Consider the following 18055-nt stretch of genomic DNA (forward strand, 5'->3'; position numbering starts at 1 on the left):
TCGCCGCGATGGCACAGACCAGAAGAATCCAGCGATTGACACTCATCGACTTGCTCCTGTGTTAAGGCCGGCATCACTTGCCATCGTCAGCACTTTCGATGCCGTAGCGGCGCATTTTTTCCCATAAAGTGGTGCGGGAGACGCCCATCAGCCGGGCGGCGTCCTGCACCCGCCCGCCGGCTTGCTGCAAAACAGCTCTGATATGGCTGGCTTCGGCTCGCTCCCGCACGAGGCTGAGACTGAGATCGCTCTCTGGCGGCGCAAGATTTTCTACCGCATGGGCGATGCGGTCCGGCCAGAAGTCGCGCATGCGCACGCGGCCCTCCTCGCCCAGGGCGACCGCCCGCTCCACCCGGTTGACCAGTTCGCGGACATTGCCGCGCCACTTGTCGCTCAGCGCCAGGGCCAGAACATCGGCGTCCAGTTCTGGCACCGTGCGTCCCATGCGACGCGCTGTCTTGTTCAGCTGGTAGCGGACCAAAGGCTCGATTTCGGCAGGGCGCGAGCGCAGCGGCGGCATGTCGAGCGTCACGACATTGATCCGGAAAAACAGGTCCTCGCGAAAGGCGCCCTGCGCCACGGCCTTGGGAAGATCGGCATTCGTGGCAAAAACGAAGCGGGCCGGGGTGGTGAGCGTCTCCGTACCACCCAGGCGCCGGAATTCGCGCATCTCAATGAGACGCAGGAGCTTGGCCTGAAGCACCGGGCCGATCTCGGCCACTTCGTCGAGGAAGAGCGTTCCGTCGCCCGCTTGCTCGACGAGGCCCGGCTGGCGGGCGACGGCCCCCGTAAAGGCGCCTTTTTCGTGGCCGAACAGCGCATCGTCGAAAAGGCTTTCGGGGATGCTGGCACAATTGAGCGCCACAAAAGGCTTGCTGGCTCGCGCGCCGCTGGCATGGAGATAGCGCGCCGCAACGTCCTTGCCGGTCCCCGTTTCGCCCTGGATCAGCACCGGCACGTCAAGGTCCGCCACCCGGTCGAGCGTGCGCCGGATGTCCAGCGTCGCCGGGGAAAGACCGAAACTGGCAAAGGGGTCGGTGTCTTCGCGTAGGCTCTCACCGAGAATGAAGCGTACCTTGTCGACCAGGGCATCGATATCGAAGGGCTTTTCGACATAATCCCGAGCGCCGCGCTTGATCAGTCGAACGGCATCCTCGAGATCGGCAAAGGCCGTCATGAAAAGGGTCGGCACGACGCCATAGGCATCGAACAGCTCCGCCATCAGCGCGCCGCCATTGCCATCAGGCAACCTGATATCGGACAGGACGAGGTCGGCGGCATGGCCCGAAAGGGCGCCCCGCGCCTCGGCGATGGTGGTGAACCAGCTGACGCGAAAGCCCTCGAGCAGGAAGCGCTGCCGCAGCGATCGACCGAGAACCGGATCATCTTCCACAATGGCAATAAGGGGCTTGTCAGCCATTCTCCGGCCTTTCTTCATTGCCCGAATGTGAGAGGAACAGCACGCTGACCACGGTGCCCCGACCTACCGTGCTCTGCACCGAGACGGTGGCCCCCAGTTCGTCGGCCAGGGAATGCACGACCCAGAGGCCGAGGTCCCGGGAGCCCGCAAGCGTCCCGGCCAGCCCGGCTTCGAGATGCTGGCGCACCCCTTCGGGCATGCCACTGCCTTGGTCGCTAATCGCGATGCGCACACCGGCCTCTTCGGTGCGCGCGCTCACCTCCACCAGGCCGCCCGGAGGGCTGGCCTTGCAGGCATTGAGAAGGAGATTGACCAGCATCTGCCGTACGGCGTCGGCATCGGCCACGATGAGGGTATTGTCGGGAATATCCCAGCGCAGCTGCAGATCCCTTTGCTTGACCTGCGGGGAGATGATGAGGGCGAGGTCTGCGATGTCACTGCCGGTGATGATGCCGTCTCCGGGTCGACGCCGATATGTGGACAGCGTCACATCTGTCAGCCGCTGCAAGGCGTCGAGCCCGCCCTCGATGATGTCGAGCGTTTCATCGCGCACCGACTGGTCATGGCCGAAGCGGCGCAGGGTCGAAAAGGCATTGCGGATGCCGGCCAGCGGGTTGCGCACTTCATGAGCGAGCGTGGCCGCGAGCCTGGCCAGAACCTGATCGCGTTCCTGCTGGGCAAGCCGGCGGGCGATGCTGTCCCGGGATTTTTCGTCCTCTCGGCGTAACGCCAGAATGGTCTCGATCTCGAGGATTTCCGAGCTCAGATATTGCCCGGACAGAACATCGGCGTTGCTGGTGCCACCCTCGGCCAGCCGGTTTGCCAGCGCGACCAGCGGCGAGATCGCGGCCCGGGCCAGAAGATAGGCCGCACCCGCAATGGCCAGCGCTACGAGCAGGCTCAACCCCAGCGCGGCCTGGTGCACAGCTTCGTTGGCCGCGGCCAGCGCGCTGGTGTCGAAAATGCCGCTGATGGCAAAAAGGCTCGGCCCGTCTCCATAAACGTTGGTCAGAACCCCCCGCGCATTGTCGCGAAGGACAAAGGGTGAGCCGCGCCCGACCTCCAGAGCCGCGAGGAGGTCGCCGCGCAACGACTCGGTCGCAGTCTCGGGAATGGCGAGCACATTGATGCCGTCGGCATTGCGCCAGGCCACGGCCAGCGCCTCTTCCTGCAGCACGGTCTTAAAGGACAGGGCAGACGTCAGCGCGTCGGTGAAGGCGCTTTCGGACAGCGAGGGGCTATTGGCGAAATGCCCGGCTGTTGCATCGAGAAAGACCTGCGCCTTGTCGGCGACGAATTCGGTGTTTTGTCGATTGACGAGATCAGCCGTGAGCCAGGAAATGGTCAGCGTCACCACGAACACGACCAGTGATAGCGCCAGAGGCATGATCGTCGTCAGGCGCAGGGACGGAAACCCGAACCAATTGCCGCGGCCCTTTGGGCCAGCGGCTGGGAATTTGCCGACGGGGGCGGGGGCAGAGGCTGCGTTCGGATCGGGCATGATGCCAATCTAGCCCGCTTTGGGCGTCGACGGAACGACCAGCACATCTCCTGTCCAATTCGGTGCCAGTCGATCATGCCAGGACTGGCCATACCAGTCCGCCCGCTTGGGGCTTGGCAGCGTCGTTGTCACAAGCGCATCGGCATCCGCACCCCCCGCGGGGAGTGGCGCATTGGGGGCCGCGTCGAGGAGGCGGTCATCGAGTGTAGCGCCATGCCGCTCGGCAATGACGGCAAAGACATCCCGCCGTGCCAAGCCACCCCGATTGATCAGCACGAGGCGTGGTGCGACCCAGATACGGGTGCGCAAGGCCCAGTCGAGACCTTCGGCAATCTCCAGGCTGCCATCGTCCTCGATCAGGATGGTGGGGCTCCTGGGGACAGTGTCGCGGTGGACAAACAGCACGCTGCCGGCATGATGGTCGGGCAGTTTCAACAGCCCTTCCGGTCGGCCCGTGGCGCCGGGCGTCGGCAGGTCGACGCCGTGATGGCACCAGCCGTGGCTGGGCAGGATCAGCAGCGAGGCGCGGTCCGAGCCCGTTGGGATGAGCTTGAGCGGGTCACCTTCCTCATAGGACAAGGTGAAGAAGGATCGCTTCTTGGGCAGCGTCGCTTCCAGTTCCTCGATAGCCAGAGACAGCTTTTCGCGCACTTTCGAACGGGCCCGCTGCGGATCGGAGGTTGCTTGCAGGAAGGCCTCGTCGATGACGGCAATGGCCTTGAGCGGCACCTTGGCCAGGTTGCGGATGGCGATTGCCCGGCGCAGAGCGGGCGCAATGTCGGGAGCCATCACGCCAAGACGCACCTCGCTGAGATCGGCAATGACCTCGGGCGCGACCGAGGCGGTTTCCCGGCGCGATGAGAGGGGGCTATAGGCCACGAATTGCGTCCGCGCTTCGAGTGGCACATCCTGGCGTTCAAGGACGCCGAGGAGCGCATTGCGTCCGGCGATCAGTCGCAGGGGTGCGCCGGACACATAGGCTGCCCGGCCCAACAGATGGGCGGCCACCGGCACGGTGAGCAGCATGAAGACAATGGCCATGCTGCCGATGGCGGCGGTGCCTTCTCCCAGGAGGATCATGGCGCCGAGCACCGCGAAGATTGCGCCCAGCGTTCCGGCTTTGGTGGAGGCATGCATGCGTTGCAACGCATCGGGAAAACGCAGGACGCCTATGGCAGCGGCGATGACGAAGCCGACGCCCAGGGCCAGCATCAAAAGGCCCAGAAACTGCATGGCCCAGGTCATTGCTTGTTCCCTCCCTTGCGTTCGAGAAAGGCGGCCAGCGCGCAGGTGCCCACAAAGCCGAACACGGCAACGCCAAAGGCGACATCGAGAAATTCACGCCGCCCGGTCACGACCGAGGTCAGAGCGGCCATGGCCACGGCAATGCCGGTCAACATGTCGAGCGCCACGAAGCGGTCGGCGATCCCGGGACCACGCAGCATTCGCAAAAAGGTGAGCACCAGGGGCGCACACAGCACGAGCAGCAATCCAAAGCTGCCCAGCGTCACAAGGCCATCCTGCCCCATCATGGCGTTCCCTCCATGCGCAGAACCCATTTCTCGAAGCTGGTCTTGATCGAGCGGATCACGTCTTCCTCGTCGAGCGTATCGAGGGCGTGGATATAGAGGATGCTGCCGTCCTCGCTCGTATGCAGCGACGTGGTGCCCGGCGTCAGCGACACCAGATTGGCAACGATGCTGACCCCCAGTCGTGTCCGCAGCTTCAGCGGCACCGCCACGATGGCCGGTTGCACGTCGATCTTCCTGGCAAAGGCGGTGCGGGCGACGATGATGGAGGAGAGCAGCAATTCCCGCACGAATATTCCCGCGAGGACCAGTGCAGCCCAGAGCCGGGGCATCGGACCTGTTCGGCGATCTGTCATGACGCATCTCCGCTTTCGGGGGAAAGGGCCGTACCCAGCACGGCATCGATGTAACTTGACGGGTCGAGCAGCGCCGCGGCCGCTGCCTCGGCGTAAACGACGAAGGGTTCTGGCGAAAAGCCGATGACGAGGGTCAAAAGCCCCAATCCCGCCATGGGCAGCAGCATCAGCACGGGCACGCGCCGCGGCTTCTTCCGCTGCACCGGCGGCGCTTTCCAGAACGCTTCCACCCAGATCTTGGACATGGAAAAGACGGTCAGCAGACCCACCACCAGACCGATGCCGGCCAGCCAATGCGCTTCAGCGGCGAAGGCTGCGTCGATGACCATGAACTTGGCCCAGAAGCCGGAAAGCGGGGGGATGCCGGCCAGGGACAGGGCAGGAACGGCAAAGAGCAGGGCCAATAGTGGATGGCTGGCCATCAGTCCGCCGGCCCGGCGCAGGTCATAGGTCCCGCTGGCGCGGTAGATTGCTCCCGCTGCCAGGAACAGATTGGCTTTCACGATGATATGGTGGACGATGTAGAACACCGCGCCCGCCATGGCAGCCGGTGTCGCCAGCGCCAGCCCCAGCATCATGTAGCCGATCTGGCTGACGATGTGGAACGAGAGGATGCGCCTGATGTCCCATTGCACGGCGGCGCCGAACACGCCAAACAGCATGGTGCCGGCGGCCATGACGGCAACGACCTCGCGTACGCCGCCGTCCTCGACCGAGAACAGCAGGGTAAAGACGCGGAAGCTGGCATAGACGCCCACTTTGGTGATGAGGCCGGCAAAGATCGCCGACACGACGATGGAAGCCGTGTGGTAGGAGGCCGGCAGCCAGAAGAAGAGCGGGAAATACCCCGCCTTGATGCCGAAGGCGACGAGGAACAGCGCCGCCACCAGCCCCAAAGCCGCAGACGGCTCGGCATCGGCCAGCACAAGCCCGAGATCGGCCATGTTGAGCGTGCCGGTCGCGCCATAAAGGATGCCGACGGCCAGAAGAAAGAGCAGTGTGCCAAGCAGGTTGAGCACCGCATATTTGATCGTGCCGTCGAGCTGGGCGCGGGTCCGGTCGATGGCCAGAAGGCCCATTGCCGTGATCAGCATGATCTCGAACCAGACATAGAGATTGAAGACGTCGCCGGTGAGGAACGCGCCGGCGACAGCCGCGATCATGCCCAGGTAAAGCGGATGAAAACCGGCATGTTCCTGCCGGCGCCTGATGTCGGCGAAGCCGAACACGATGATCGAGAAGGCCAGGATGGCCGTGATCAGCGCCATGGCCGCGCCGAGGCGATCGGCGACGAAGACAATGCCGAACGGCACGGGCCAGCCGCCGAAGGCAATCATCTGCGTGCCATTCTGCTCGACCTGAACCAGAAGCAGAATGCTCGCTGCGAGCATGAGCGCGAGGGCGAGAAGGCTGATGCCGCGCTGGATCGCCGGGCGATGCCAGGCCAGCGCGCAGAGGGCGGCAGCGGCCAGGGGGATAATGACCGGCCAGGTCAGGGCTTGGGAGGCGAGCAGGTTCATTTGCCAGCCTCCTTGTCATAGGGCGAGCCGAGCGCCTCGGCGGATCCGAGGTCGCGCTGGTCAAGCGTGCCGCTGGTGCGGAAGGTCTGCAGCGCCAGGGCGGCAGCGAAGGCGACCAGCGAGAAGCCGATGACGATCGCGGTCAGCACCAGCGCCTGCGGCAGCGGATTGGCAGCATCGGCCACAAGCGTATAAGCACCGGTTTCGATCAATGGCGGCGGGTTGGGGCCGATACGCCCGGCCAGGAATATGACGAGGTTCACCCCGGCCGACATCAGCATGACGCCGAGCAGGATGCGCATCGTGTGACGCGAGAGCAGCATATAGATGCCGCAGCCCATGATGGCTGCGATGCCGGCAGCGAAGATAAGGGTCACGGTGCATCCTCATAAAGACGAAAAACCAGGGCCAGCATGCCGCCCAGCACCACCAGATAAACCCCGATATCGAAGACCATGGTCGTGCCCAGCTTGAAGCCGTTGGGAAAGAACACCCATTGATGAGCGAGATAGGAGCCGTCGACCCAGAGGCCCGGCAAACCACTGATAAAGCCGAGGAACACGCCCAGTCCCGCCAGGCTCATGGGATGGATGCGCAGGAGGGCGCGGGCTTTGGGCACGCCTTCGGCAAGGGCGATGACCGCCAGGGCCATGGCGGCGACGAGCCCACCGACAAAGCCGCCTCCCGGCTCGTCGTGACCCCTCCACAGGATAAAGATCGACGCTGCCAGCATGAGGCCGAACAGGATGCGGGCGCTCGAGGTGAAGATGAGCGAGTTCATGGGCTAGCCTTTCCGGTCGACGCGACGGCGGCGCAGCAAGGCCCAGGCGCCCATCGTGGCGAAGGCCACCACGGCGATTTCGCCCAGCGTATCGAGCGCGCGGTAATCGACGATGATGACGTTGACGACATTGTGCCCCTGCGCCTCGGTATAGCTGGTCGCGCCGTAGAACGCGGAAATGCGGGGGTCGAAGGGGATGGCCAGCATCGCCACGAGGCCGATGAACACCACCACCGAAAAGCTCAGGGCGATGACCGCGTCCAGCTTGCGCTCTCCCGGCTTGCGGGTCGGCTCGGTCGTCGTCGGCAGGCGCAGGAGCACTGCCATGATCACCACGAGCACCAGCGTTTCGACGGCAAACTGGGTGAGGGCCAGATCAGGCGCACCGTTGAGCACGAAGAGCAGGGCCGAGCCATAGCCGACAATGCCCACCCCGATCAGCGCCGCTACCAGCGAGCGAACCCGGGTCGCGACCAGGGCGCCGACCAACCCGGCCGCCAGCAGCAGGGTCGGAACAGGCAGGACCGGATCCAGCGGGGCCATCGCAAATTGTCCGGTGTGCCACAAGACCCAGGCACAGGTTGCGAGCAGGGTCAGCATCACCAGCACCGAATAATGGCGCTGGTCGCCATTCTGCAGCCACCGGGTGGCCGCACGGGCGAGAGAAAGAATGGCCTCGACGACGCGATAATAGAGGCGGTCGGCATCGAGACGTTGCGACCAGCCTGAGGCCCGGATGCCATCGTGCAGAGCATCCCATTTCCACGCCAGGACAGCGCCCAGCCCGATGGCTGCCATGCTGAGAAACAGCATGGGCGTGATGCCGTGCCAGAGCGAGAAGCTGGTATCGATTGGCGCGCCGTAAAGCGCCGTCGCGGCAGGCCCGACGAGGTGCCGGGTAATGAGGCCGGGCACGAGCCCCATGATAATGCCGGTCACCCCCAGCAGCAGCGGTCCGAACAGCAGGCCCGGCGTCTCGCCATGATGCACGTGGCTGATCTTGTCTCGGCCCAGGAAAAAGGGCCGCAGCGAGACGACGCCTGCCACCGAAACCATGATGCCGTTGACCAGCACAGCGATGATCACCGGAACGACGTTCCAGCCGCTTTCGAGCTGCGCCTCGAACAGATATTCCTTTGAGATGAAGCCGATGAAGGGCGGCAGGCCAGCCATGGAGAAGCTGGCCAGCACCGCGGCGGCGGCCGTAAACGGCAGGAAGCGCACCAGTCCGCCCAGCTTGCGCAATTCGGCGATATGGGTGGCATGGATTGCCGTGCCGGCGCAGAAGAACAGGGCGGCCTTGTAAAGTGCGTGCGCCAGGATAAAGCCTGCCGTGGCGACCGCTGCGACCTCGCCGTCGAGCCCGATCAGCATGACCAGGATGCCGAGGGACGCAACGGTCGATTGCGCCAGGATTGCCTTGTAGCCGGTCGCCCGCAGGGCATTGAGCGCCGCAATGGACATCGTCAATGAGCCAAAGATGACCAATGTTACGCCGAAGGCGGGGACTTGGGCGAAAGCCGCGTCGAACCGGCCGAGCAGGTAGATGCCCAGTTTCACCATCGTGGCCGAATGCAGATATGCCGATGCCGGCGTCGGCGCCGCCATGGCCTGTGGAAGCCAGAAATGGAACGGAAACTGTGCCGACTTGGTAAAGGCGCCCAGAAGCAGCAGCACGACGATGGCCACCAGATAAGGGCTTTCGGCGATGCGGTCGGCGCTGCCGGCCACGGCGCTGAGGCTGAAGGTGCCAAGATCCAGCCCGATCAGCAGGATGGCACCGAAAAGCGCCAGGCCCCCGCCCGCCGTGATCAACAGCGATTGCAGCGCCGCCCGGCGCGCTTCGACCTTGCGGGCCTCGAAGCCGATCAACATGAAGGAGGTAAGGCTCGTGGCTTCCCAGAAGACGAACATGACGATGAGGTTGTCCGAAAGGACGGTGCCCAGCATGGCCGTCATGAAAATCAGGATGAGGAGGATGAAGCGGGCGCGCGTCTTGGCGGGCGCATCCGCGAAATAGGCCCCGGCATAAAGGGTGACCAATGTACCGATACCGGTGATCAGGAGACCGAAGAGATAGGAAAAGCCGTCAAGCCGCAAGGCGAGGACGACGCCCAGTGAGGGCACCCAGTCCAGCGCCTCGGTGACGACGCCACCATTGGTGATGTCTGCCCAATGCGCCAGCAGGCCGAAAAAGAGTGTTGCGGGAATGGCGACCGGCAGAAGCCGCCCAAGAGGCCCGGCCAGCGCGGATAGCCGCCAGCCCACCAAGCTGCCCACGGCAGACAGGATCAGCACTGTGAGAAGAGACACGACAGACAACCTCCGCAATTCGCGGATACCGTCGCAAGCCTCGTGCCAGAAAAAAATTGAGCAAAATCAAAGGTGCGGGCAAAGAGCCGGTCCGCTTATCCGAACCGGACACCCCATGCGTTCGGTTTTCCGAACGCTCTGTGCGCAAGCATTGCCAGCCAACCGAGCTGCCGCGCTCGTCGCCAGACCAAGGGTAATGTAAAGACTTGTCGGGGCGAAATTGGAGCGGGTGAAGGGAATCGAACCCTCGTCGTAAGCTTGGGAAGCTTCTGCTCTACCATTGAGCTACACCCGCCTGGCGCTGGTCCAGGGTGCTGGTCGGTTGCAACCAGCCCGGCGATAGATGCTGGAAATCAAAGGGGGCGTCAAGGTGCTCCGCGCATCTGCGCCGGCTAGAGCCTTATACTGGCATTCATGAAATAGCGCTCGAAGAGCGGGCTGGCCGCGGCGCCCAATGCCCGGGCATTTCCGCCCACCGCGCCGGCCTCGATGCGGGGGGCGATGAGGCCGCGCATGTCCTGGTTGACGAGATAACGCCGCGTGCGCTCGACGAGGTCGTGCTTGACCATTTCGGGAAAGGCGCCATCGATCAGGATGGCCTCGAAATCGATCACGGCGCAGACGGAAAGGCTGGCCCGGGCCAGTTCCTGTGCCGTCCGCCCGAGCCAAGGATCGACGAACCGGGAAAACCGGCTCCAGTCCTGCGGCTGCGCCCAAAGATCGCGTGGGTCGTGGCCGTTCTCGGCCAGGCGCGCCTCGAGCAGGTGGATCGAGGCGGTGTCGATCAATTGCTGGCTTTCCCCTTGTGGGCCGAAACTGCGCAACGACCCCAGAGCGCCGGCATTGCCGTGATGGCCCTGATAGACCGAATGATTGAGGACGATGCCGCCGCCAATAAAGGCACCGATGAAGAAATAGGCGTAATCACGAAACTCCTTGCCGCGCCCATAGATCTGTTCGGCCTGGCAGCCAGCGGTAGCGTCATTGACCATGCTGACCGGCAGGTCGGTAAATTTTGCCAGCTCGGCGACGAAGTCGACATCCTTCCAGGAAACGAAATCGTCGGATGGAGGGCCCACCAATTCGTTCCAGCGCCAGAGCTCGAACGGCAGGCCGATGCCGATACCGCAGATGCGCTGGCGTTCTGTGGGGCTGCATGCCGCAAGGATGGTCTTGAGCCCTTCTTGGAGAAAGGTAAAGATCGGGCCGGGCAGGGGATATTCGTAGGTCAGCTGCAATTCCTGCCGAACCGTGCCGCGAAAATCGGCAAGCAGCAGCACCGCGCTGCGCCGCCCGATCTTGCAGCCCAGGGAGAGCACGCCATTTTCTGCCAGATGCATGGGCACGGAAGGCTTACCCACCTTCCCCTTGATCGGGGTGCCGCGCTCGAGCAGCCCTTCGGCCTCCATTTCGCGCAGGATGATCGAGATGGTCTGTGGAGACAGGTTTGCGAGCCGCGCCAATTCGCTGCCGGCGGTCGGGCCATTGCGCTGCAGCAGGGTCAGCAGCAGACGTTCATTATAGTCGCGAACCCCACTTTGGTTCACGCCCCCGCTCAGCGATCGGATGACTGCATTGTCCATGGCGCGCACCATAATCAAGGCTATGCCATCACGGAAGATAGCCCGCCTGAAATAAATAAATAAACTAGATTTATATATTGACGAGGCCTGGAATCCGTTTCACGATATGGGCGTGCAATCAAGCAAGCCGGTGTCAGGCCGAGGGGGAAGGAGCCCTTTCTGAACTGCCGGACCAGGGAGAGAGAACATGAAAAAGCTGCTTTTGGGCACGGCCTTGTGCCTGGCTGCCATGACGCCTGCGGCAATGGCCCAGGATGTGAGCGCCTGCCTCATCACCAAGGCCGATACCAATCCGTTTTTCGTCAAGATGAAGGAAGGCGCCGAGGCCAAGGCTGCCGAGCTGGGCGTGACGCTCAAGTCCTATGCCGGCAAGATCGACGGCGATCATGAAACCCAGGTGGCGGCCATCGAAACCTGCATCGCTGATGGCGCCAAGGGCATTCTGATAACGGCCTCGGATACCTCTGCAATCGTGCAATCGGTGCAGCAGGCCCGCGACGCCGGCCTCGTCGTCATCGCACTCGATACGCCCCTCACGCCGATCGATGCCGCCGATGCCACCTTTGCCACCGACAATTTTCTGGCCGGTGAACTGATCGGAAAGTGGGCCGCCGCCAAGATGGGCGCGGAAGCTGCCAATGCCAAGATCGCCATGCTGGACCTGGCGGTCAGCCAGCCCAGCGTCGACGTCTTGCGCGACCAGGGGTTCCTCACAGGCTTTGGCATCGACGTCGCCGATCCCAACAAGTGGGGCGATGAAACCGATCCACGCATCGTCGGCCATGACGTGACCGCGGGGAACGAGGAGGGTGGCCGCAAGGCGATGGAAAACCTGCTCGCCAAAGACCCGATGATCAACCTCGTCTATACGATCAATGAGCCCTCCGCTGCCGGTGCCTACGAGGCCCTGAAGTCGATCGGCCGGGAGAATGACGTCACCATCGTTTCCGTCGACGGCGGCTGCCCCGGCGTCGCCAATGTGAAGGACGGCGTGATCGGCGCTACCTCCCAGCAATATCCCCTGCAGATGGCGGCACTCGGCGTCGAGGCGATCAAGGCCTGGGCCGATAGCGGCGCCAAGCCCGAACCAACCCCCGGCAAGGACTTCTTCGACACCGGCGTCAAGCTTGTGACCGATACGCCGGCCGATGGCGTCGAGTCCATCGACAGCGCCGAAGGCACCAATCTCTGCTGGGGCTAGGCCTCGCATAGACCCAGATCACGGCGGGGGCGGCAGCACAGTTGCCCCCGCGTTCATCCCCAGGGGAGGTAGGCCCATGTCGAACCCGTCCGAGGCCGAGCAGGGCCTCACGAGGCGCAGCGAAAGCATTGCCAGTTTCGATCATCAGATGACCCTATTGTCGCGTGTCCAGCATGCGCTGCATTCGAACCCGGCGCTGGTCCCGCTCATCGTCCTCGTATTTTCGGTCATTGTCTTCGGAGCCCTTCTGGGCACCAAGTTCTTCTCGTCCTTTGCCATGACGCTGATCCTCCAGCAGGTGGCCATTGTCGGCATCGTCGGCGCGGCCCAGTCTCTGGTGATCCTTACCGCCGGCATCGATCTGTCCGTGGGCGCGATCATGGTGCTCAGCTCGGTGATCATGGGCCAGTTCACTTTCCGCCTGGGCATGCCGCCGGCTGTTGCCATTGCCTGCGGCCTCGTGGTCGGTACCTTCATCGGGTTCGTCAACGGCTGGCTCATCGCGCGGGTGAAGCTGCCTCCGTTCATCGTCACTCTGGGTATCTGGCAAATCGCTCTTGCCACCAACTTCCTCTATTCGGGCAACGAAACCATCCGCGCCCAGGAAATCGAGACCCAGGCCCCATTGCTGCAGTTTTTCGGCAAGTCCTTCACCCTGGGCGGCGCGGTGTTCACCTATGGGGTGATCTTCTTCATCGTGCTGGTGCTGGTCCTGGCCTATGTGCTGCGTCACACCGCATGGGGGCGCCATGTCTATGCCGTGGGGGACGATCCGGATGCAGCCGCGCTTTCCGGCGTCAACACCAAGCGCATCCTCATTTCGGTCTATATGCTGTCCGGCCTCATCTGCGCCTTTGCCGGCTGGGTCCTGATCGGCCGCATCGGTTCCGTGTCGCCGACATCGGGGCAATCGGCCAATATCGAATCCATTACGGCCGTGGTGATCGGGGGCATTTCGCTGTTCGGCGGGCGCGGTTCGATCATGGGCATGTTCTTCGGCGCGCTCATCGTGGGTGTCTTCTCGCTTGGCCTGCGCCTGATGGGCGCCGACGCGCAATGGACTTACCTGCTCATCGGCGCCCTCATCATTGCCGCCGTTGCCATCGATCAGTGGATCAGAAAGGTGTCTGCCTGATGGAACCCATTCTTTCCGCCCGCGCCCTCAACAAGCGCTATGGACGCGTGACTGCCCTCGACAATTGCGACTTCGACCTGATGCCGGGGGAAATCCTCGCCGTCATCGGCGACAATGGCGCGGGCAAATCCTCCCTGATCAAGGCGCTGTCCGGCGCCATCAGGCCCGATAGCGGCGACATCTTTCTTGAAGGGCAAAAGATCGAGTTTTCCTCGCCAATCGATGCGCGACTGGCCGGGGTCGAAACCGTCTACCAGACGCTGGCCATGTCACCGGCCCTCTCGATCGCCGACAACATGTTCATGGGGCGGGAAATCCGCAAGCCTGGCTTCATGGGAAAGGTCTTGCGCCAGCTCGATCGTCCCGCCATGGAGCGCATTGCCCGCGAGAAGCTGTCCGAGCTGGGCCTGATGACCATTCAGAACATCAACCAGGCCGTCGAAACCCTCTCCGGCGGGCAACGGCAGGGCGTGGCGGTGGCGCGCGCCGCGGCCTTCGGTTCGAAAGTCATCATCCTCGACGAGCCCACCGCAGCACTCGGCGTCAAGGAATCCCGTCGCGTGCTCGATCTCATCCAGGACGTGCGGGCGCGGGGCATCCCCATCATCCTCATCAGTCACAACATGCCGCACGTTTTCGAGGTGGCCAATCGCATCCATGTGCATCGCCTGGGCCGGCGCCTCTGCGTGATCGATCCAAAGGATTATACGATGTCCGATGCCGTGGCATTCATGACCGGTGCCAAGAGCGCGCCGGGAGCCGCCATGGCAGCGTAAGGACAGGCGCCCGGCACTGTCCCCCCGCCGGGCGCCTCTCATTTAGTGACCAGCCATCGTCCTCTGCCTGATTCTTTGGTCAGGCTGAAAATGGCTTGAAATGCTTGGAAAGCTTGAGCGTTTGCGCCTGATAGTTCGAGCCCAAGTCTGATCCATAGAGACGATCCGGCGCCTCCGCGAGGTTCTCGTAAATCAGCCGGCCGATGATCTGGCCATGGCCCAGAAGGAAGGGCACTTCGCGGCTGCGCACCTCCAGCACGGCCCGGCTTCCGGTACCGCCTGCAGCCGAATGCCCAAAGCCGGGATCGAAGAAACCGGCATAATGGACGCGGAATTCCCCGACCAGCGGATCGAAGGGCACCATTTCCGCCGCATGGGTCGGCGGCACATGCACCGCCTCGAGGCTGACGAGGATGTAGAATTCGTCAGGGTCCAGGATCAGTTCGCTGCGGCCCCGCGCGTAAAGCGGCTCCCAGAAATCGAGCACGTCGAGCGCCGCCTTTTTGTCGACGTCCACCACGGCCGTGTGGCGCTTGGAGCGGAAGCCGATCAGCCCGTCCCGGCCTTGGCCCACGAGATCGATTGATAGCGCAACGCCATTATCCACCGGCTGCTCGCCGCCGATGACCAGCACGTCGCTGGCATGAAGCGCCTGATGCTCGCCGATGGAAAGCCGGCTGTCGCCGCCACGAAACCGCATCTGGCTCAGGCGCGATCCGGTCCGGACAAGGATCGGAAAGGTGCGCGGGCTGATTTCAAGATAGAGCGGACCGCTATAGCCTGAAGGCAATTGGTCAAAGCCCCGGGCGCGGTCGCCGATGACGCGGGTGAATACGTCCAGCCGGCCGGTCGAGCTTTTAGGATTTGCGGAGGCGCTCACACCCTCGGGCAGATCAAGGCGTTCCTCGAGCGGAACGAGATAGACGCAGCCGCGCTCGAGAACGGCGCCCTTGCTGAGGTCGATCTCATGCAGTTTGAGCGCCTCGATGCGCTCTGCCACCGAGTGGCTGGGTCCCGGCAGAAAGCTCGAGCGCACGCGAAAAGCGGTCTTGCCGAGCCGCAGGTCGAGGCTGGCCGGCTGGACCTGGTCGGCATCGAAGGCGCGATCGGCGCGAATGGCGCCCTGCTCATGCAGCTTTTCGATCAATCGCGCCGGAAAGACGCCTTTCGGCCAAGCTTCGCTCATGCAAATTACTCACGCTGGTCCTAGGCTTTCCCTAGCAAACCATAGCGATTGACGCCATGGCCTCGATGCCGTTAAATCCCTCCATTCAGTGGTGATTTGGCCGGTCGCTTGCAGCCACTTAAAACAAATAGCTAAAGACCGTTTGGAACCGGCCGCCACTCGCGTGCCGGTTTTTTGTTTGAAAGCGTGACCATGACAAAGACCAACAACCCCCTGAACGATCCCAAGAAGCTCTCTGCAGCGACACAGATGGTTCATGGCGGCGGCATGCGCTCAGGCTTCAACGAGACCAGCGAGGCGCTGTTTCTCAATTCGGGTTATTCCTATCCCAGCTCCGAGCACGCCGAATTACTGTTCCAGGGCAAGATTGCCGGGGGACATAATTACTCGCGATTTTCCAATCCGACGGTGGACATGTTTGAGGACCGCATGGCGCTTCTGGAGGGCGCAGAGGCCGGCAAGGCTTTCGCCTCCGGCATGTCTGCGGTCACCAATGCGGTGATGAGCCAGGTCAGGGCGGGCGATCATATCGTAGCCTCCCAGGCTTTGTTCGGCGGCTGCCGCTATGTCGTGGAAGACTTCGCACCGCGCTTCGGTGTCGCCTCGACCCTGGTGGACGGCCGCGACTCGGAGAACTTCGCCCGTGCCATGCAGCCCAATACCAAGCTCGTATTCATCGAGACGCCGACCAATCCGACGCTGGAGCTGGTCGATATCCGCGCCGTCGCCGACATTGCCCACGCCCATGGCGCCAAACTCATCGTCGACAATGTGTTTTCGACCGCGCTCTTTCAAAAGCCCTTGGAACTGGGGGCGGACCTCGTCACGTATTCGGCGACCAAGCATATCGATGGCCAGGGCCGCGTGCTGGGCGGCATCGTTCTGGGTTCCAAGGAGCTCATCGAAGGCGATGTGCATACCTTCCTTCGCCAGACCGGTGCGACGCTCAGCGCCTTCAATGCCTGGGTATTGCTCAAGGGCCTGGAAACCTACGCCCTACGCGTCGAGCGCATGACAGACACTGCCGAAAAAGTCGCGGCAGCGCTTTCCGGCCATCCGAAGATCGAGCGGGTCATCTACCCGCATGATCCAAACCATCCGCAGTATGAGCTGGCCAAGCGCCAGATGACGCGTGGTTCCACCCTACTCGCGATCGACGTCAAAAACGGGCAGGAAGGTGCCTTTGCGCTGTCGGACAGTCTGGCGGTCATCCTGATCTCGAACAATCTGGGCGATGCCAAGTCGCTCATCACCCATCCGCGCACCACCACCCATGCCCGCCTTACCGAGGAGGTCCGCCTCGAAACCGGCGTCACCCCGGGCCTCCTGCGCCTCTCGGTCGGTCTCGAAGACCCCGACGATCTGATCGCTGACCTCATGTATGGACTGGATCAGGTCTGATGCGGTCCCTGTTCAAGCGCTGCATGTCAGCCTTGGCCTGCCTGCTTCTCGCCTTGCCGGCAGCGGCACAGCCGCTGCCTTATCACGTCGACCCGGACGCCCGCGAAATCCTGCCAAATCTGCAACCGGTGCCGGCCATCCGCTTCCTGACCACGGCCGATTTTCCACCGTTCAATTTCCGCGATCCGGGTGGCGAACTGATTGGCTTTAATATCGATCTGGCACGACGGATCTGTATCGAGGTCAATGTGGCCTGCACCATCCAGGCCTGGCCCTGGGACCAGGCTGCAAATGCGCTGGCCGACAATCAGGGCGATGCGCTGATCGCCGGCCTGTCCATGACCCCTGAGAATGGCGAGCTTTACGACTTCTCTTCGGTCTATCTGGCGCTGCCCGGACGCTTTCTCACCCGGGCGCAGGCCGTAGAGGGCTTTCGAGCCGAAACGCTCGACGGACAAAAGGTGTCGGTCCGCGCCGGCAGCGCGCATGAGCAATTCCTGATCCGATACTTGCCGAACATCGAGCGGATGGAATTCGACGACGAACTCGAAGCGCTGGAGGCTGTGAAATCGGGTAGCGTTGCCGCGTTTTTCGGAGACGCCATGCGCGCCTCCTTCTGGCTCAACGACAATCTGGCCTGTTGCGGCTTTGCTGGCGAGCCCTATTTCCGCCCCGACCTTTTCGGGGACGGGTTGTCGATCGCAATGCCCGCCGGGAACGACGCCGTCCGCCATGCCATTGACTGGGCTTTGGTGCGGCTCAAGCAAAACGGCGCGCTCGATGAACTCTACCTGCGCTGGTTCCCCGTCGGCTTCTACTAGGCTTGTCGGCTCAAGCCGGAAGCTTGCGGTGCCGGGCGCGGGCTGCGACCTCGATCGCGGCGGTCGTCAGCCGGTCAAGGCTCAGCTTGTCGCGCAGCAATTCGAGAAAGCGCAACTCTTCCTGTTCGAGATAGAGGTCAACAGCGGTGACTTCGACGGCCAGCGCATAGGCCGTGTCCTGCAGCTTGGCCGGCAGGACGGCAATCGCATCGTCCAGCACCTTGTCGAGGCCGTCCTGCCCGTTGAGGATGTCGGCGCATTGGTTGGCGACTGTTTCAAGCCGAGTGCGATCAAAACCCTCGAAAACCGGCAGGCGGTCGATCAGCGCGGTGATGCGCGTCAGTTCCTTTTCGGTTATGGCGCTGTCCGATGTCGCGGCAACGATCATCACGTGAATGAGGGCATCTTGGGCTTGGCTGGTCATCGCGCTATTCCGTGGAACAAAACTCGACAAGAGTTAGGGTTTCCAGAGCAGGCATGCAACGGCCTGCGACATTGACGGCGACCGCTAATCGGTGCACAGAGCCTTCTT

17 protein-coding genes, 1 tRNA gene and 1 riboswitch are annotated in these 18055 nt (G+C 63.0%); of the genes, 5 read left to right on the forward strand and 13 right to left on the reverse strand.

All coding sequences use genetic code 11. The features are described from left to right. Positions 1-73: 73 nt before the first annotated feature. The 11 genes from VE26_RS16395 to VE26_RS16445 form a co-directional block, all read right to left on the reverse strand. Positions 74-1420, reverse strand: a complete 1347-nt coding sequence (locus tag VE26_RS16395) for a sigma-54-dependent transcriptional regulator (protein WP_046106167.1) — start codon at positions 1418-1420, stop codon at positions 74-76. Then, positions 1413-2921, reverse strand: coding sequence for a sensor histidine kinase (locus tag VE26_RS16400; protein ID WP_046106168.1), 1509 nt, complete (start codon positions 2919-2921; stop codon positions 1413-1415). The genes VE26_RS16395 and VE26_RS16400 overlap by 8 nt, the downstream gene beginning before the upstream one ends. Positions 2922-2930: 9 nt before the next feature. Further along, positions 2931-4166: a monovalent cation/H(+) antiporter subunit G gene (gene mnhG, locus VE26_RS17560; RefSeq protein ID WP_200897260.1), complete on the reverse strand. Its 1236-nt coding sequence runs from the start codon at positions 4164-4166 to the stop codon at positions 2931-2933. Continuing rightward, the gene (locus VE26_RS16410) at positions 4163-4453 is read right to left on the reverse strand and encodes an MrpF/PhaF family protein (protein WP_200897261.1); all 291 of its coding nucleotides are present in this window, start codon (positions 4451-4453) and stop codon (positions 4163-4165) included. Before VE26_RS16410 ends, mnhG begins: the two co-directional genes overlap by 4 nt. Then, complete coding sequence (locus VE26_RS16415) at positions 4450-4806, reverse strand: Na+/H+ antiporter subunit E (protein WP_046106169.1); 357 nt, start codon at positions 4804-4806, stop codon at positions 4450-4452. Before VE26_RS16415 ends, VE26_RS16410 begins: the two co-directional genes overlap by 4 nt. Further along, positions 4803-6326 carry a proton-conducting transporter transmembrane domain-containing protein gene (locus VE26_RS16420; protein ID WP_046106170.1) on the reverse strand — a complete coding sequence of 508 codons (1524 nt, stop codon included), beginning with the start codon at positions 6324-6326 and terminating at the stop codon, positions 4803-4805. Before VE26_RS16420 ends, VE26_RS16415 begins: the two co-directional genes overlap by 4 nt. Beyond that, positions 6323-6703 (reverse strand): NADH-quinone oxidoreductase subunit K, encoded by a 381-nt coding sequence (locus VE26_RS16425; RefSeq protein WP_046106171.1) that lies wholly within the window; start codon positions 6701-6703, stop codon positions 6323-6325. The genes VE26_RS16420 and VE26_RS16425 overlap by 4 nt, the downstream gene beginning before the upstream one ends. Continuing rightward, positions 6700-7107, reverse strand: a complete 408-nt coding sequence (locus VE26_RS17800; RefSeq protein WP_046106172.1) for an MnhB domain-containing protein — start codon at positions 7105-7107, stop codon at positions 6700-6702. The genes VE26_RS16425 and VE26_RS17800 overlap by 4 nt, the downstream gene beginning before the upstream one ends. 3 nt (positions 7108-7110) lie before the next feature. Beyond that, entirely contained in the window at positions 7111-9420 is a 2310-nt protein-coding gene (gene mbhE, locus VE26_RS16435; RefSeq protein ID WP_052715972.1) for a hydrogen gas-evolving membrane-bound hydrogenase subunit E, read from the reverse strand. Between the two features lie 221 nt (positions 9421-9641). Next, positions 9642-9715: transfer RNA gene (locus VE26_RS16440), tRNA-Gly, on the reverse strand. A gap of 97 nt (positions 9716-9812) precedes the next feature. Further along, positions 9813-11003 carry an ROK family protein gene (locus VE26_RS16445; RefSeq protein ID WP_046106482.1) on the reverse strand — a complete coding sequence of 397 codons (1191 nt, stop codon included), beginning with the start codon at positions 11001-11003 and terminating at the stop codon, positions 9813-9815. Between the two features lie 187 nt (positions 11004-11190). On the opposite strand from VE26_RS16445, the gene VE26_RS16450 reads away from it, so the two are divergent. From VE26_RS16450 to VE26_RS16460, 3 genes are all read left to right on the forward strand, one after another. After that, positions 11191-12204 (forward strand): sugar ABC transporter substrate-binding protein, encoded by a 1014-nt coding sequence (locus VE26_RS16450; protein ID WP_046106174.1) that lies wholly within the window; start codon positions 11191-11193, stop codon positions 12202-12204. Positions 12205-12280: 76 nt separating this feature from the next. Then, entirely contained in the window at positions 12281-13339 is a 1059-nt protein-coding gene (locus VE26_RS16455; RefSeq protein ID WP_046106175.1) for an ABC transporter permease, read from the forward strand. Next, positions 13339-14115 (forward strand): ATP-binding cassette domain-containing protein, encoded by a 777-nt coding sequence (locus VE26_RS16460; RefSeq protein ID WP_046106176.1) that lies wholly within the window; start codon positions 13339-13341, stop codon positions 14113-14115. The genes VE26_RS16455 and VE26_RS16460 overlap by 1 nt, the downstream gene beginning before the upstream one ends. A 79-nt stretch (positions 14116-14194) precedes the next feature. On the opposite strand, the gene VE26_RS16465 is transcribed toward VE26_RS16460, so the two are convergent. After that, positions 14195-15301, reverse strand: coding sequence for a 2'-deoxycytidine 5'-triphosphate deaminase (locus tag VE26_RS16465; RefSeq protein ID WP_046106177.1), 1107 nt, complete (start codon positions 15299-15301; stop codon positions 14195-14197). Positions 15302-15379: 78 nt separating this feature from the next. After that, positions 15380-15455: riboswitch (SAM riboswitch) on the forward strand. Between the two features lie 38 nt (positions 15456-15493). Here VE26_RS16465 and metZ point away from each other — a divergent pair. Continuing rightward, positions 15494-16702, forward strand: a complete 1209-nt coding sequence (gene metZ, locus VE26_RS16470) for an O-succinylhomoserine sulfhydrylase (protein WP_046106483.1) — start codon at positions 15494-15496, stop codon at positions 16700-16702. Beyond that, positions 16702-17523, forward strand: coding sequence for a transporter substrate-binding domain-containing protein (locus tag VE26_RS16475; RefSeq protein ID WP_046106178.1), 822 nt, complete (start codon positions 16702-16704; stop codon positions 17521-17523). Before metZ ends, VE26_RS16475 begins: the two co-directional genes overlap by 1 nt. Before the next feature lie 10 nt (positions 17524-17533). On the opposite strand, the gene VE26_RS16480 is transcribed toward VE26_RS16475, so the two are convergent. Further along, entirely contained in the window at positions 17534-17947 is a 414-nt protein-coding gene (locus VE26_RS16480; protein WP_046106179.1) for a tellurite resistance TerB family protein, read from the reverse strand. Positions 17948-18055 lie beyond the last annotated feature (108 nt).

It is taken from the genome of Devosia chinhatensis (assembly GCF_000969445.1).
GTDB lineage: Bacteria > Pseudomonadota > Alphaproteobacteria > Rhizobiales > Devosiaceae > Devosia > Devosia chinhatensis.